This window comes from Bradyrhizobium sp. NBAIM01 (assembly GCF_020194115.1).
GTDB lineage: Bacteria > Pseudomonadota > Alphaproteobacteria > Rhizobiales > Xanthobacteraceae > Bradyrhizobium > Bradyrhizobium yuanmingense.
On record NZ_JADYVU010000002.1, the window covers coordinates 274,810 to 289,774 of the forward strand.

General features: G+C 63.5%; 10 protein-coding genes. 4 read left to right on the plus strand and 6 right to left on the minus strand.

The annotated features are described in order from the left end of the window. Window position 1: 1 nt before the first annotated feature. The 5 genes from I6F31_RS07675 to I6F31_RS07695 all read right to left on the minus strand — a co-directional run bounded on the left by I6F31_RS07675 (window position 2) and on the right by I6F31_RS07695 (window position 6,870). A complete protein-coding gene (locus I6F31_RS07675) occupies window positions 2–1,180 on the minus strand; it encodes an ABC transporter permease (RefSeq protein ID WP_036021579.1) in 1,179 nt (392 codons plus the stop codon). Then, window positions 1,180–2,289 (minus strand): microcin C ABC transporter permease YejB, encoded by a 1,110-nt coding sequence (locus I6F31_RS07680; protein ID WP_035998032.1) that lies wholly within the window; start codon window positions 2,287–2,289, stop codon window positions 1,180–1,182. The genes I6F31_RS07675 and I6F31_RS07680 overlap by 1 nt, the downstream gene beginning before the upstream one ends. A 2-nt stretch (window positions 2,290–2,291) precedes the next feature. Then, complete coding sequence (locus tag I6F31_RS07685) at window positions 2,292–4,178, minus strand: extracellular solute-binding protein (RefSeq protein ID WP_225185207.1); 1,887 nt, start codon at window positions 4,176–4,178, stop codon at window positions 2,292–2,294. 14 nt (window positions 4,179–4,192) lie between these two features. Then, a complete protein-coding gene (locus tag I6F31_RS07690; protein WP_036021576.1) occupies window positions 4,193–6,106 on the minus strand; it encodes an extracellular solute-binding protein in 1,914 nt (637 codons plus the stop codon). Window positions 6,107–6,315: 209 nt separating this feature from the next. After that, window positions 6,316–6,870 (minus strand): c-type cytochrome, encoded by a 555-nt coding sequence (locus I6F31_RS07695; RefSeq protein WP_225126432.1) that lies wholly within the window; start codon window positions 6,868–6,870, stop codon window positions 6,316–6,318. 231 nt (window positions 6,871–7,101) lie between these two features. On the opposite strand from I6F31_RS07695, the gene I6F31_RS07700 reads away from it, so the two are divergent. Then, window positions 7,102–7,842 (plus strand): 3-deoxy-manno-octulosonate cytidylyltransferase, encoded by a 741-nt coding sequence (locus I6F31_RS07700; protein ID WP_035998024.1) that lies wholly within the window; start codon window positions 7,102–7,104, stop codon window positions 7,840–7,842. Window positions 7,843–7,863: 21 nt separating this feature from the next. Beyond that, window positions 7,864–8,721: a prephenate dehydratase gene (locus tag I6F31_RS07705; RefSeq protein WP_035998021.1), complete on the plus strand. Its 858-nt coding sequence runs from the start codon at window positions 7,864–7,866 to the stop codon at window positions 8,719–8,721. A 25-nt stretch (window positions 8,722–8,746) separates the two neighbouring features. Here I6F31_RS07705 and I6F31_RS07710 read toward each other — a convergent pair whose 3' ends face one another. Then, window positions 8,747–9,757 carry an LLM class flavin-dependent oxidoreductase gene (locus I6F31_RS07710; protein ID WP_225185208.1) on the minus strand — a complete coding sequence of 337 codons (1,011 nt, stop codon included), beginning with the start codon at window positions 9,755–9,757 and terminating at the stop codon, window positions 8,747–8,749. Window positions 9,758–10,131: 374 nt separating this feature from the next. Here I6F31_RS07710 and metF point away from each other — a divergent pair, with 374 nt between their 5' ends. Then, window positions 10,132–11,052, plus strand: a complete 921-nt coding sequence (gene metF, locus I6F31_RS07715; RefSeq protein WP_225185209.1) for a methylenetetrahydrofolate reductase [NAD(P)H] — start codon at window positions 10,132–10,134, stop codon at window positions 11,050–11,052. A gap of 6 nt (window positions 11,053–11,058) precedes the next feature. Continuing rightward, a complete protein-coding gene (gene metH, locus I6F31_RS07720; RefSeq protein ID WP_225185210.1) occupies window positions 11,059–14,901 on the plus strand; it encodes a methionine synthase in 3,843 nt (1,280 codons plus the stop codon). Window positions 14,902–14,965: the final 64 nt, after the last annotated feature.

The following is a 14,965-nucleotide window of genomic DNA, read 5'->3' on the forward strand; positions in this document are numbered from 1 at the left end:
CTTACCTGAACGTCTTGCGCGGGTCGAAGGCGTCGCGCACGGCTTCACCGATGAAGATCAACAGCGAGAGCATGATCGCGACCGAGAAGAAGCCGGAGAAGCCGAGCCACGGTGCCTGCACATTGGCCTTGGCCTGCGAGAGCAATTCGCCGAGCGAGGGCGATCCCGGTGGCAGGCCGAAGCCGAGGAAATCGAGCGCCGTCAGCGTCATCACCGAGCTCGAAACGATGAACGGCAGGAACGTCATGGTCGCGACCATCGCGTTAGGCAGCAGGTGGCGGAACATGATCAGAGGATTGGAGACGCCGAGCGCACGTGCCGCCTGGACGTATTCGAAATTGCGCCCGCGCAGGAATTCGGCCCGCACGAGGCCAACCAGCGAGACCCAGGAGAACAGCAGCAAGATGCCGAGTAGCACGAAGAAACCGGGCACCAGCACCGAGGACAGGATCAGGAGAAGATACAGCGATGGAATCGCGGTCCAGATCTCGATGAAACGCTGGAAGATCAGATCGACCCAACCGCCGAAATAGCCCTGCACCGCACCCGCCGCGATGCCGATGACCGACGAAACGATGGTGAGGCAAAGGCCGAACAGCACCGAGATGCGGAAGCCGTAGATCAGCCGCGCCACCACGTCGCGGCCCTGATCGTCGGTGCCGAGCCAATTGTATTCGAGATCGCGGCAGCTCTTCAGTCCCTTCTTCTCCACCACCGGCTTGCACTGCTTCTCCGTCAGCATCCAGGTCGGCGGCGACGGCGCCGGCGTCGGCAGATCGAGATTGTGGGTATCGTAGGAGTAACGGATCAGCGGCCAGACGATGCTGCCGCCCTTCTCCTTGATCAGCTTCTGCAAGTAGGGGTCGCGGTAATCGGCCGCCGTCTCGAAATCGCCGCCGAACGTCGTCTCCGAATAGGTGACGAAAGCCGGCCAATAGAGACGGCCATCGAACTTGATCAGGAAGGGCCGATCGTTCGCGATCAGCTCGGCGAACAGCGAGATCACGAACAGGCCGATGAAGATCCAGAAGGACCAGTAGCCGCGGTGGTTCGCCTTGAAGTTCTGCCACCGCCGCCGGTTAAGCGGCGATGGAGCGAACGGCTTGCGCGTGATCGGAACGGCATCGCCGAGCGGCGACTTCGCTGTGGTCTCAATCGGCGTCGGCGCGGTGATCGTCATCAGACCTCCCGCGCTTCGAAATCGATCCGGGGGTCGATCCACATATAGGTCAGGTCGGAGATCAGGTTGATCACGAGGCCGACCAGCGAGAAGATGTAGAGCGTGCCGAACACCACGGGATAATCGCGATTGAGCACGCTCTCGAAGCTGAGCAGTCCGAGCCCGTCCAGCGAGAAGATGGTCTCGATCAGCAGCGAGCCGGAAAAGAAGGCGTGGATAAAAGTGCCGGGGAAGCCGGCGATCACGATCAGCATCGCGTTGCGGAAGACGTGGCCATAGAGCACCCGGTTCTCGCTGCAGCCCTTGGCGCGGGCGGTCATGACGTATTGCTTGCGGATCTCATCCAGGAACGAATTCTTGGTCAGGAACGTCATGGTGGTGAAGGCACCTAGCCCCATGGCGATAAGTGGCAACGTCAGATGCCAGAAATAATCGATGATCTTCCAATACCAGGGAAACTGCGACCAGCCGTCCGAGGTCAGTCCGCGCAGCGGGAACCAGTTGAAGAAGGAGCCGCCGGCAAACAGGATGATGAGGAGAATGGCGAACAGAAAACCGGGGATGGCATAGCCGAGCACGAGCACCGTCGAGGTCCAGGTGTCGAACCGCGCCCCGTCGTTCACGGCCTTGCGAATGCCGAGCGGGATCGAGATCAGGTAGGTCAGAAGTGTTAGCCAGAGGCCAAGCGAGATCGAGACCGGCAGCTTTTCCTTGATGAGCTGCAGCACGCTGACGTCGCGAAAATAGCTCTTGCCGAAATCGAAGCGGGCGAAGTTCCACACCATCAGCAGGAAGCGTTCCGGCGCCGGCTTGTCGAAGCCGAACTGCACTTCCAGCTTCTTGATGAAATCGGGGTCGAGGCCCTGCGCGCCGCGATATTTCGAGTTGACGGAATCGCCGCCCGCACCGACCTGCCCCGGCGCGCGCTGCGCAAAATCGCTGCCGCCCGATATGCGCGAGGTGCCGCCGGTGTCGGCGCCCGAGAGCTGCGCGATCACGCGTTCAACCGGGCCGCCGGGCGCGAATTGCACCACGACGAAGGACACGAAGAGGATCCCAAGCAGGGTCGGAATCATTAGCAGGAGGCGGCGGGCGATATAGGCGCTCATGGCTATTTTGCCTGCTCGAGCTTGGCCGCCTTGGCGGGCTCATACCACCAGATGTCGGGCGCGCCGACGCCGTTGGCATAGCGCGGCAGCTTCGGCGGATGTCCGAACTGATCCCAATAAGCCAGCCGGTGCGTCTTGTTGTACCATTGCGGCACCCAATACCGGCCGGCGCGGAACAGGCGATCGAAGGCGCGGCAGGCGACGGTCAGGTCTTCGCGGCTGTCGGCCGCCATGATCTTCTCGATCATGGCGTCGATCGCCGGACTGGCGACGCCAGCCAGATTGTACGAGCCCTTGGTGTTTGCGACCTGCGAGGAGAAGAACGCGCGCATGGCATCGCCTGGCGTCGCCGACATGCTGAAGCGCTGGATGGTCATGTCGAAATCGAAATCTTCCTGCCGGGCTTTGTGCTGTACGGCATCGACGAGGCGCACGCTCGCTTCGATGCCGAGCGTCGCGAGATTCTTGATGTAAGGCGCGTGGTGCGGCTGGAACGAGGGCTCATCCAGCAGGAACTCGATCTTGAACAATTCGCCGTTCGGCAGCACCCGCTTGCCGTCCCTGATGGGCACGCCGGCCTCGGTCAGCAATTGCTGCGCCTTGCGGAGCAGGCTGCGGTCCTGTCCGGAGCCGTCGGAGGCCGGCGGCGTAAACGGCGCCGCGAACACCTCGTCAGGAACCTGGCCGCGAAACGGCTCCAGCAGCTTCAGCTCTTCCGGCGAAGGCGGCGCATTGCCAGCCATCAGGTCCGAGTTCTGGAACGGCGACACCGTGCGGGCATAGGCGCCGTACATGATCGTCTTGTTGGTCCATTCGAAATCGAAAGCGTTGATCAGGGCCTCGCGCACGCGGGGGTCTTTGAATTTGTCGCGCCGCGTATTGATGAACCAGCCTTGCGCGCCGGAGGGCGTATCGTCGGGCACGACCTCCATCTTGACTCGGCCTTCCTTCACCGCGGGGAAGTCATAGCGCGTCGCCCAGATGCGCGAAGTGAACTCCTCGCGATAAAGATAGCTCTTGCCGGTAAAGCCCTCGAAGGCGACGTCGCGGTCGCGATAGAATTCATAGCGGACGACATCGAAATTATAGCTGCCGCGGCAGGGCGGCAGATCAGCGGCCCACCAGTCCTTCACGCGCTCGAACTCGATGTAGCGATTGACCTCGAACCTGCCGACCCTGTACGGGCCCGAGCCGAGCGGAATCTCCAGCGACGATTCATCGAACGGGCGGGAGGCGTAGTACGCCTTCGAGAAGATCGGCAGGCTGGCGACATAGAGCGGCACGTCGCGTGCACGCCCCTTGGCGAAGGTGACGACGAGCGTCGCATCGTCGAGGGCTTCGGCACTGACCATGTCGCGCATCTGCACGGTGATCAGCGGATGCCCCTTGGTCTTCAGAGTCGTCAGCGAATAGGCTGCATCGTGGGCGGTGAGCCTGGTCCCGTCGTGGAATTTCGCCTCGGGTCGCATCGCGAAGCGGTAGACCAGCTTGTCCGGCGATATCTGCACGGATTTGGCCGCCAACCCGTACATTGCGTCGGGCTCGTCAGCTGCGCGGATCATCAGCGGCGAGAACGTCATACCCATACCTTGTGCGCCGTCGCCTTTCAGGATGAAGGCGTTGAGCGAGTTGAAGGTCTGGTAGGACTGATTGTAGGCCCGCACCGACGGGATCAGCGAGAACGTGCCGCCTTTCGGCGCGTCGACATTGACGTAATCGAAATGACGGAAGTCGGCGGGATATTTGAGATCGCCGAATGCCGACATGCCGTGCGCCTCGGTCGCCGCTTCCGATGCTCGCGCGCTGCGCAGCAGCGGCGCGCCGACGGACGCCCCGAGGGCGCCGCCAACACCCAGGACCAGCACATGGCGGCGTGACATCTGCGTCATGCGGGGATTGTCCTTCACGATTTCTTTGCGATCCGTGCCGCCTTGTCTGCGTCGTACCACCAGATGAACGGGAAGCCGGACAGACCATACCTGGGCAATTCCGTCGGCCGGCCGAAGCGATCCCAGCGCGCGGTGCGCACCTTGTTGTAGGTCCATTGCGGCACGACGTAGTGATTCCACAGCAACACGCGGTCGAGGGCCTTGGTGGCCGCGACGAGATCGTCGCGATCAGTGGCGTAGATCACCCGCTCGATCAGCTTGTCCACGGCCGGATTCTTGATACCGGCGATGTTGCGCGACCCGGCGATGTCGGCCGATTTGGAGGACCAGAACTCGCGCTGCTCGTTGCCCGGCGATTGCGACTCGCCCCAGGAGTTCGTCACGATGTCGAAGTCCCACTCGCGCGTCCTGTTCTCATACTGGGTCGGATCGACCGTCCGAACGCTCACCGCAATGCCGAGCCGCTCCAGCGACGGCTTGTAGAACAGCGTAATTCGTTCGAAGCTGGGATCCGAGTTGAGCAATTCCAGCGAGAACTGCGCACCGGTCTTGACGTCGACCAGCTTGCGATCTCGCACCTCGTAGCCGGCTTCCTTGAACAGGCGCAGCGCCTCACGCAAATTGTCGCGCACCGCCTCCGGATTACCCCCGACAGGATTGGTGTAGGGCGTCGTGAAGACCTCGGGCGGTACCTGGGCGCGGACGGTCTCGAGAATTTCGAGCTCCTTACCCTGCGGCAACCCCGTTGCCATCAGCTCCTCGATGCCGTCGAAATAGCTGCTGATGCGCTTGTACTGGCCGTAGAAGATCTGCTTGTTCATCTCCTCGAAGTCGAACGCGTAGTTGAGCGCACGACGCACGCGCGGATCGCTGAACTTGGCGCGGCGCAGGTTCGGCACGAAGGCCTGCATCACGCCCGAGCTGCGATTGACGAATTCCTCGAGGATCACCCGCTTTTCGGTCACGGCCGGGAAATCATAGGCGGTCGCCCAACTCTTCGCGCTGTTCTCGGTGCGCCAATCGACCTGGTCGGCCTTGAAGGCCTCGATCGCAACGGTGCCGTCGCGAAAATATTCGTAGCGCAGCTCATCGAAATTATTGCGGCCCACATTGATGGGAAGATCGCGGCCCCAATAGTCCTTGACGCGCTCCAGCGCGATCGAGCGTCCTGCGACGAATTCCTTGACCTTGTAAGGGCCCGAGCCGAGCGGCACTTCCAGCGTGGTGGTGGCGATATCGCGCTTGCGGCCCTGCGCGTCCGTCCCGTCCCACCAATGTTTCGGAAGGACGATCAGCTGTCCCACGATCAGCGGCAGCTCGCGGTTGCCGGGTGCGTCGAACACGAACTTCACGTCACGCTCGCCGACCTTCTCGGCCTTCACCACATGGCTGTAATAGGCCGAGTACATCGGATGGTTCTTCTTGAAGGAATCGAGCGAGAAGATCACGTCCTCCGGCGTAACAGGCTTGCCGTCATGCCATTTCGCCTGCGGGCGCAGGCGATAGGTGACGAAGGAAAAATCGTCGGGATGGCTGACCGCTTCGGCCAGCGCGCCGTATTCGGTCGAGACCTCGTCGAGCGACTGCGTCAGGAGCGATTCATAGATGAACGCGACGGCACCAGCGACCTGGCCCTTCACGCCCGAGACAACGATGTTGAAATTGTCGAACGTGCCGACGGCGATCTGGCGCGCGACACCGCCTTTGGGGGCGTCCGGATTGACGTAGTCGAAGCGCTTGAAGTCGGCGGGGTACTTGACCTTTCCGAACAGCGACAGCGCGTGGCGCCAAGGCAACCCGCCGGAAGGCAGCTCAGTTGCTGATTGCGCATGCGCCACGCCGACGGGAACGCCCGCGAGGGAGCCAAGGGCTGGAAGCGCTGCGGCTGCAGTGCCGGTGAGCAGGAGATCGCGTCGGGTAATGGCCAAATCAACATCCCTGTCTTGAAGGAGGCTACTCCTTTAAGTTCCCAATATAGGCGAGGTTTCGACCGAATATGTTGCTTTTTCCTCATCTTGGAAGCCCGGCCGGCCTATCGGATGCGGCCAAACGCCCCGATAACGTCGCCGCGAGGCCCGGATAAGGAAACGGCCAGACTTTTCAGCCTGGCCGTATTCGAGCGCCGGTTCTTGGGACCTTATTTTGACGCCGTCGGCAGCGGCTGAGGTTTCTCCGACTGCGAATTCAGATAGGCGATGATATCGGCACGTTCGGAATCCTTGGCAACACCGGCAAAGCCCATCGCGGTGCCCGGAATGAAGCCCTTCGGATTGGCGAGGAACTTGTTGAGGTCGTCGAAGCTCCAGTTGCCACCCTTGGCCTTTATGGCGGCCGAGAAGTTGAAGCCACCACGGCCCTGGCCCTTGGGCTCGCCAACGACGCCATAGAGGTTCGGACCGACCCGGTTCGGGCCGCCCTTCTCGAAGGTGTGGCAGGCGCCACACTTCTTGGCGGCCGCGGCGCCCTTCTCGACGGAGGCGGTTTGGAGCAGCTTTTCGATCGGTTCGGACGGTGCGGCGGCAGCGGCGCCCTCCTTGCCGGAGCCGGCATCTTGCTTGACCGCGATCTCGAAGCCCGGCTTTTCCGGCATCTTGGGGGAGAACAGCGCACTCGCGGTGAAGCTCGTCACCAGCAGGAAGAGACAGGTGCCGAACACGGCGCCGAGAATCTTGTTGAGTTCGAAAGAGTCCATTTCCGGCCAGGCCCCACCGCAAGAAGGAAACAGCGGCCCGGATGGCCGCAGGACGAGCCTCGGAGAATCAAACGTTCCTTATTGTTTCCCCGAGTTTTGCCATTGAGATATCGGTTTGCCCGGGGTCTGGCAACCCGTATAAGCGACCCGGCTTCAGGCCCGTCCCCATCCCATGTCCCGGTGCGGAAAACGCTCCGTTTTCAGGCTCTTGACCTCAGACCTTTGAACCCGATGATCGATCCCCGCATCCTGGTGCTGATCCCGGCTCGCATGGCCGCCACCCGCCTGCCCGGCAAGCCGCTCGCCGATATCGCGGGATTGCCGATGATCGTGCATGTGCTGCGCCGTGCCGAGGCCGCCGCAATCGGCAGGGTCGCGGTGGCCACCGACACCGACGAGATCGCATCGGTCGTGACCGCCCATGGCGGCGAGGCCGTGATGACCCGCGGCGACCACCCCTCCGGCTCGGACCGTATCCACGAGGCCATGCAGAAGCTCGATCCCGAGGGCAAGGCCGAGATCGTGGTCAATGTCCAGGGGGATTTCCCGACCATCACGATCGACAACATCCGCGAGGTGCTGCCGCCGCTGCAAGACCCGGCCGTGGACATCGCGACGCTGGCCTCGCGGATCCACACCGAGGAAGAGGATCTCGCCCCAAGCGTGGTGAAGGCGATCGGAACCTCGGTTGGCGGCAGGCGGATGCGCGCACTTTATTTCACCCGCGCGACCGCCCCGACCGGCGACGGACCGCGTTACCACCATATCGGCCTCTATGCCTTTCGCCGCGCCGCGCTGGAGCGCTACGTCTCTCTTCCGCCGTCTCCGCTGGAATTGCAGGAGAAGCTCGAGCAGCTCCGGGCGCTTGAGGCCGGAATGCGCATCGATTTCACCATCGTCGACACCGTGCCCCGCGGGGTCGATACGCCGGCGGACCTCGAGACCGCGCGCAGCATCCTTTCCAAATCCTGAGCCGCTGCTACAAGGCCGAGCATGAGCAAGATGAAGATCGCATTCCAGGGCGAGCCTGGCGCCAATTCCCACATCGCCATCGTCGAGGCCTATCCCGACGCCGAACCGATGCCCTGCGCCACATTCGAAGACGCGCTGTCGGCGATCTCGTCGGGCGAGGCCGATCTCGGCATGATCCCGATCGAGAATTCGGTCGCCGGCCGCGTCGCCGACATCCATCACCTCCTGCCGGCGTCCGGCCTCTTCATCGTCGGCGAATGGTTTCTGCCGGTCCGGCATCAGCTGATGGCCGTGAAGGGCACCAAGCTCGAAGACATCAAGAGCGTCGAGAGCCATGTGCATGCGCTCGGCCAGTGCCGGCGCATCATCCGCAAGCTCGGCATCAAGCCGATCGTGCATGCCGATACCGCCGGCAGCGCCCGCGACATCTCGGAGCGCAAGGACAAGACGGTGGCCGCGATCGCCTCGCGCCTTGCTGCAAAGATCTACGGTCTCGACATCCTCGCCGAGGACATCGAGGACGAGGCCCACAACACCACTCGCTTCGTGGTGCTGGCGCGCGAGCCGAAATGGGCGCCCCAAGGCACCGGGCCGCTCGTCACGACTTTTGTGTTCCGGGTGCGCAATTTGCCGGCGGCGCTCTACAAGGCGCTCGGCGGCTTCGCCACCAATGGCGTCAACATGACCAAGCTCGAGAGCTACATGGTCGACGGCAATTTCTTCGCCACGCAGTTCTATGCCGACGTCGACGGCCATCCCGATGACAAGGGCCTCGCCTTCGCCATCGAGGAGCTGAAATTCTTCTCGCGCGAATTCCGCATCGTCGGCGTCTATCCGGGCCATCCGTTCCGCGCCACGTTCAGCGAGGTGCAGGATTGATCCCTCACCTCCCCTGGAGGGTAAGCTACCCGGCCGCCAGCCCGAACGTCTCCGCCAGCAGCGAGTACGACTTCTTTCGCGCCTCGTGATCATACACCGCCGTGATCACCATCAGCTCGTCCGGCTTGCTCGCGTAGATCAGCGGCTGCAGCTTCTTCTGCACCGTCGCGGGACTGCCGACGAACAGGCGCGAGCGGTTGCGCAGGATCGAGGTGCGCTCGGCGTCCGTATATGGATAGGCCATCGCCTCCTCGACGCTCGGCAGCGGTAGATATTGGCCGCGGTCGCGGCGAAGGCGATTGAGGTCGAAGGACGAGGCAAGCCTTTCGGCCTCCTCGTCGGTATCGGCCGCGATAACGGCGACCGCGAGAATGGCATGCGGGCTCGCACGCCAGGCCGAGGGCTGAAAACGATTGCGGTAATGCACCATTGCATCGATCGCGTCGTGGGACGCGAAATGATGGGCGAAGGCGAAGCCCATGCCGACCTGGGCGGCCAGCTCCGAGGAATAATCGCTGGAGCCGAGCAGCCAGATAGGCGGCAGTCTGGTGTCGTCGGGCATTGCGACGACGTTGTTGTAGGGGTGCCCCGCGGGGAATTCGCGCGTCTCCCACAGGATCAACTCGTGCAGCCGCTCCAGGAAATCGTCGCCCTCGCGGCGGTCGAGCCGGCTCCTGAGCGCGTAAGCCGTCGCACCATCGGTGCCCGGCGCGCGGCCGAGACCGAGATCGATCCGGCCCGGAAATAGCGCCTCCAGCATCTTGAAGCGCTCAGCGACGACCAGCGGCGCATGGTTGGGCAGCATCACCCCGCCGGAACCGACGCGGAGGTGCTTCGTCACCGCCGCGATCTGGCCGATCATCAGGTCGGGCGCGGGGCTCGCGACGGAGGCAAGATTGTGATGCTCGGCGAGCCAGTAGCGGACATAGCCGAGGCCATCGACGTGACGCGCCAAATCGATGCTGTTGCGCAGCGCCGCGGCGGGCTTGGTGCCTGATGTGACGACGGAGAGGTCGAGGACGGAGAGCGGGATCATGGCGGCTTAACGTAATGGAGGCGGTCGCGGCGACAATGGGCAGGCTGCGCAGGCCTGACGTGTACGGACGGGCTGGCACGCCAGCGGCTGGAGTTGGGACAACCGCTGCTACTTTGCAGACGATTCTGATCTGCCCACCAGGAAAATCGTTCATAAAAGATGGCTCACGAGAGATAATATCTGAAAATTCAACAAATTATGTCATGCAGCGCGCTTCCCACCCAAAACATGATTCGCAAGAATGACCCGTCGAACTGCACCTGAATGGGCAACTTCCCATGCATGATGGGCTGTCGATCAAGGGGCCTTTGCCGTATTTTAGCTCTCCGAGGCTAGACCCCGATTGCCGGCCTGACATTGGAGTGAGTGGCGCCATGACTGACCTGACGACGCCTGCGACAGCCGACCGGCAGGACAGGCACCTGAAGCGGCCCGCGATCTCCTTCGAGTTCTTTCCGCCGAAGACGGAAGAGATGGAGCGCAATCTCTGGGAGACCATCAACCGGCTGGCCCCGCTCGAGCCGAAATTCGTCTCGGTGACCTATGGCGCCGGCGGCTCGACCCGCGAGCGCACCCATTCGACCATCACGCGCATCCTGAAAGAGACCGCGCTGCTGCCGGCGGCGCATCTGACCTGCGTCGGCGCTTCGCGCGGCGAGATCGACGAGATCGTCGACCGCTATCACGAGGTCGGCGTCCGCCACATCGTGGCCTTGCGCGGCGATCCCGTCGGCGGCATCGGCACGCCCTATTCGAGCCATCCCGAGGGCTATCAGAGCTCGGCCGAACTGGTCGCCGGGATCAAGAAGCGGCACCGCGATATCGAAATCTCCGTTTCCGCCTATCCCGAGAAGCACCCCGAAGCGCGCGACTTCGATGCCGATATCGACACGCTTAAGGCCAAGGTCGACGCCGGCGCGACACGCGCGATCACGCAGGTGTTCTTCGACAACGATCTCTACTTCCGCTATCTCGACCGCGTGCGTGCGCGCGGCATCGACATCCCGATCGTGCCGGGCATCATGCCCATGCACAATTTCAAGCAGGCGCGCAATTTCGTGACCCGCGCCGGCACCACGGTGCCCGACTGGTTCGCGGCGAAGTTCGAGGGCCTCGATGACGATGCCGAGACGCGCAAGCTGGTGGCCGCGACCGTTGCGGCCGGCCAGGTGCAGAAGCTCGCCAAGCACGGCGTCGACACCTTCCATTTCTACACCATGAACCGCGCCGATCTCGTGTTCGCGATCAGCCATTTGCTCGGCATTCGCGCCAAGAGCGCGCAGAAGGCGGCGTAAGAGAAAATGACCGTGACCGTCTCTCCGAAGCGAACTGCCCTGCTGAACGCTGCGCGCGAGCGCATCCTGGTGCTCGACGGCGCCATGGGCACGATGATCCAGAATCTGCAGCTCGACGAGAAAGCCTTCCGCGGCGAGCGCTTCAAGAACTTCCATCGCGATCTGCGCGGCAACAACGATTTGTTGATCCTGACGCAGCCGCAGGCGATCGAGGACATCCACGCCGCCTATTTGCGCGCCGGCGCCGACATCGTCGCGACCAACACGTTCTCGACGACCTCGATCGCGCAGGCCGATTACGACCTCACCGACATCGTCTACGAGATGGCGCGCGAAGGCGCCCGCCTCGCCGGCAATGCCGCCCGGCGTGTCGAAGCCGAGGACGGCAAGCCGCGCTTCGTCGCCGGCGCCATCGGGCCGACGAACCGCACCGCCTCGATCTCGCCCGACGTGTCCAATCCCGGCTACCGCGCCGTCACCTTCGACGATCTGCGCACATCCTATGGCGAGCAGATCCGCGGCCTGATCGACGGCGGCGTCGACCTCCTGCTGGTCGAGACCATCTTCGACACGCTGAACGCCAAGGCGGCGCTCTATGCGATCGCCGAGATCACCGAGGAGCTCGGCATCGACGTTCCCGTGATGGTGTCGGGCACCATCACCGACAAGTCCGGCCGCCTGCTGTCGGGCCAGATGCCGGAAGCGTTCTGGAATTCGGTGCGGCACGCCAAGCCCGTTACCATCGGCTTCAATTGCGCGCTCGGCGCCGAAGACCTGCGCGCGCATATCGCCGATATCGGCCGCGTCGCCGACACGCTCGTGTGCGCCTATCCCAATGCCGGCCTGCCCAACGAGTTTGGCCAGTATGACGAGACGCCCGAATACATGGCGCGGCTGATCGGCGAGTTCGCGCGCGACGGCCTCGTCAACATCGTCGGCGGCTGCTGCGGTACGACCCCGGACCATATCGCGGCGATTGCTGCGGCAGTGGCGCCGCACAAGCCGCGCATCGTGCCGGAGATCACCCCGCGCCTGCGACTCTCCGGCCTCGAGCCGTTCGTGCTGACGGACGCGATTCCCTTCGTCAATGTCGGCGAGCGCACCAACGTCACGGGCTCGGCCCGCTTCCGCAAGCTGATCACATCAGGCGATTACACCGCCGCGCTGCAGGTCGCGCGCGACCAGGTCGAGAACGGGGCCCAGATCATCGACGTCAACATGGACGAGGGCCTGCTCGATTCCGAAGCGGCGATGGTGACCTTCCTCAACCTCGTCGCCGCCGAGCCCGACATCGCGCGCGTGCCTGTGATGGTCGATTCCTCGAAATTCTCGGTGATCGAGGCCGGCCTGAAATGCGTGCAGGGCAAGCCGGTCGTCAACTCGATCTCGATGAAGGAAGGCGAGGAGAAGTTCATCCTTGAGGCCAAGATCGCCCGTCGCCACGGCGCGGCCGTTGTCGTGATGGCGTTCGACGAGGTCGGCCAGGCCGACACGTTCGCGCGCAAGACCGAGATCTGCAAGCGCGCCTACGACATCCTGGTGAACAAGGTCGGCTTCCCGCCGGAAGACATCATCTTCGATCCGAACATCTTCGCGATCGCGACCGGCCTCGAGGAGCACAACAATTACGGCGTCGACTTCATCGAGGCGACGCGCTGGATCCGCCAGAACCTGCCGGGCGCGCATGTCTCGGGCGGCGTCTCCAATTTGTCGTTCTCGTTCCGCGGCAACGAGCCCGTGCGCGAGGCGATGCACTCGGTGTTCCTGTATCACGCCATCAAGGCCGGGATGGACATGGGCATCGTCAATGCCGGACAGATGATCGTCTATGACGACATCGATCCCGAGCTGCGGCAAGTGTGCGAGGACGTCGTCCTCAACCGCGATCCGGGCGCCTCCGAGCGGCTGCTCGCGCTCGCCGAGAAATTCCGCGGCAAGAAGACGGAAAGCAAGGAAGCCGATCTCGCCTGGCGCGAATGGCCGGTGGAGAAGCGGCTGTCGCATTCGCTGGTGCATGGCATCACCGAGTTCATCGAGCAGGACACTGAAGAAGCCCGCAAGAAATCCTCGCGCCCGCTCGACGTCATCGAGGGCCCGCTGATGGCCGGCATGAACGTGGTCGGCGATCTCTTCGGCGACGGCAAGATGTTCCTGCCGCAGGTGGTGAAGTCCGCCCGCGTCATGAAGCAGGCCGTCGCTTACCTCATGCCGTTCATGGAGGAGGAGAAGGCGCGCAACCTTGCGAGCGGCATCGGCACTGAGGGCTCCTCGTCCGCCGGCAAGATCGTGCTCGCGACGGTGAAGGGCGACGTCCACGACATCGGCAAGAACATCGTCGGCATCGTGCTCCAGTGCAACAATTTCGAGGTCATCGACCTCGGCGTGATGGTGCCGGCGGCGAAGATCGTCGAGACCGTGAAGGCCGAGAAGGCTGACATCGTCGGCCTGTCAGGCCTGATCACGCCCTCGCTCGACGAGATGGCGTTCTTCGCCGGCGAGTTGCAGCGCGAAGGCTTGAGGCTGCCGCTCCTGATCGGCGGCGCCACCACCAGCCGCGTGCATACGGCCGTCAAGATCGACCCGAGCTATCGCGCCGGTCCGGTCGTGCATGTCAACGACGCCAGCCGCGCGGTCGGCGTCGCCTCCGCGCTGCTCTCGCCGGAGAAGCGCGAGGCCTATGCGGCCGAGGTGCGGGCCGAATACGCCAAGATCTCGGAGGCGCATCTGCGCGCACAGGCCGACAAGAAGCGGCTGAAGCTGGCTGACGCGCGTGCCAACCGCGTGCCAGTCGATTTTGCCAAGAGCAAGCCCGTGAAGCCGACCTTCCTCGGCATCAAGAGCTTCGACGATTACGATCTCGCCGAGCTCGTGCCTTACATCGACTGGACGCCGTTCTTCCAGACCTGGGAGCTCGCCGGACGCTTCCCCGCCATCCTCGACGACGCCAAGGTCGGCGAGGTCGCGCGTTCGCTCTATGACGATGCGCGCAAGATGCTCGACACCATCGTCAAGGAGAAGTGGTTCAGGGCGCGCGCGACGATCGGCTTCTGGCCGGCCAATGCGCAAGGCGACGACATCGTGCTCTATGCCGACGATAACAGGACCAAGAGCATCGCGACGCTGCATACGCTGCGTCAGCAACTGGAGAAGCGCGAGGGCCGCTTCAACGCTGCGCTCTCCGACTTCATCGCGCCTGCCGGCGTGCCCGATTACATCGGCGGCTTCGTCGTCACCGCAGGGATCGGCGAAGACGCGGTCGCCGACCGCTTCAAGATGGCGAACGACGACTATTCCTCGATCCTGTGCAAGGCGCTGGCCGACCGCCTCGCCGAGGCCTTTGCCGAACGCATGCACGCCCGCGTCCGCCGCGAGTTCTGGGCCTATGCACCGGATGAGGCGCTCTCCAACGAGGAGCTGATCCTGGAGAAGTACTCCGGAATCCGCCCCGCGCCCGGCTATCCCGCGCAGCCCGATCATACCGAGAAGGCGACGCTGTTCGAGCTGCTCGACGCGGAAGCCACCGCCGGGGTGAAGCTGACGGAGAGCTTTGCGATGTGGCCGGGCTCGTCCGTCTCCGGGCTCTATTTTGCCAGCCCCGAAAGCTATTATTTCGGCGTCGGCAAGATCGAGCGCGACCAGGTCGAGGACTACGCCGCGCGCAAGGGCATGAGCGTGGCCGAAGCCGAGCGCTGGCTCGCGCCGGTGCTGAACTACATCCCGTCGCAGGACAAGCCCTTCGCCGCCACGCCGGCGAACGACGAAATGCCGAAAGACCTCGCCTCGCATCCGCCGGGCTGCACCTGCGCGGTGCACTTGGTCTGGCAGAAGAAGCGCGCCGGCGCGGGGTAGACGCCGCCGAAACACAAACGTGAAAAACAACCCCATGCACAGTAGCGATGGGGTTGAAAAGGCT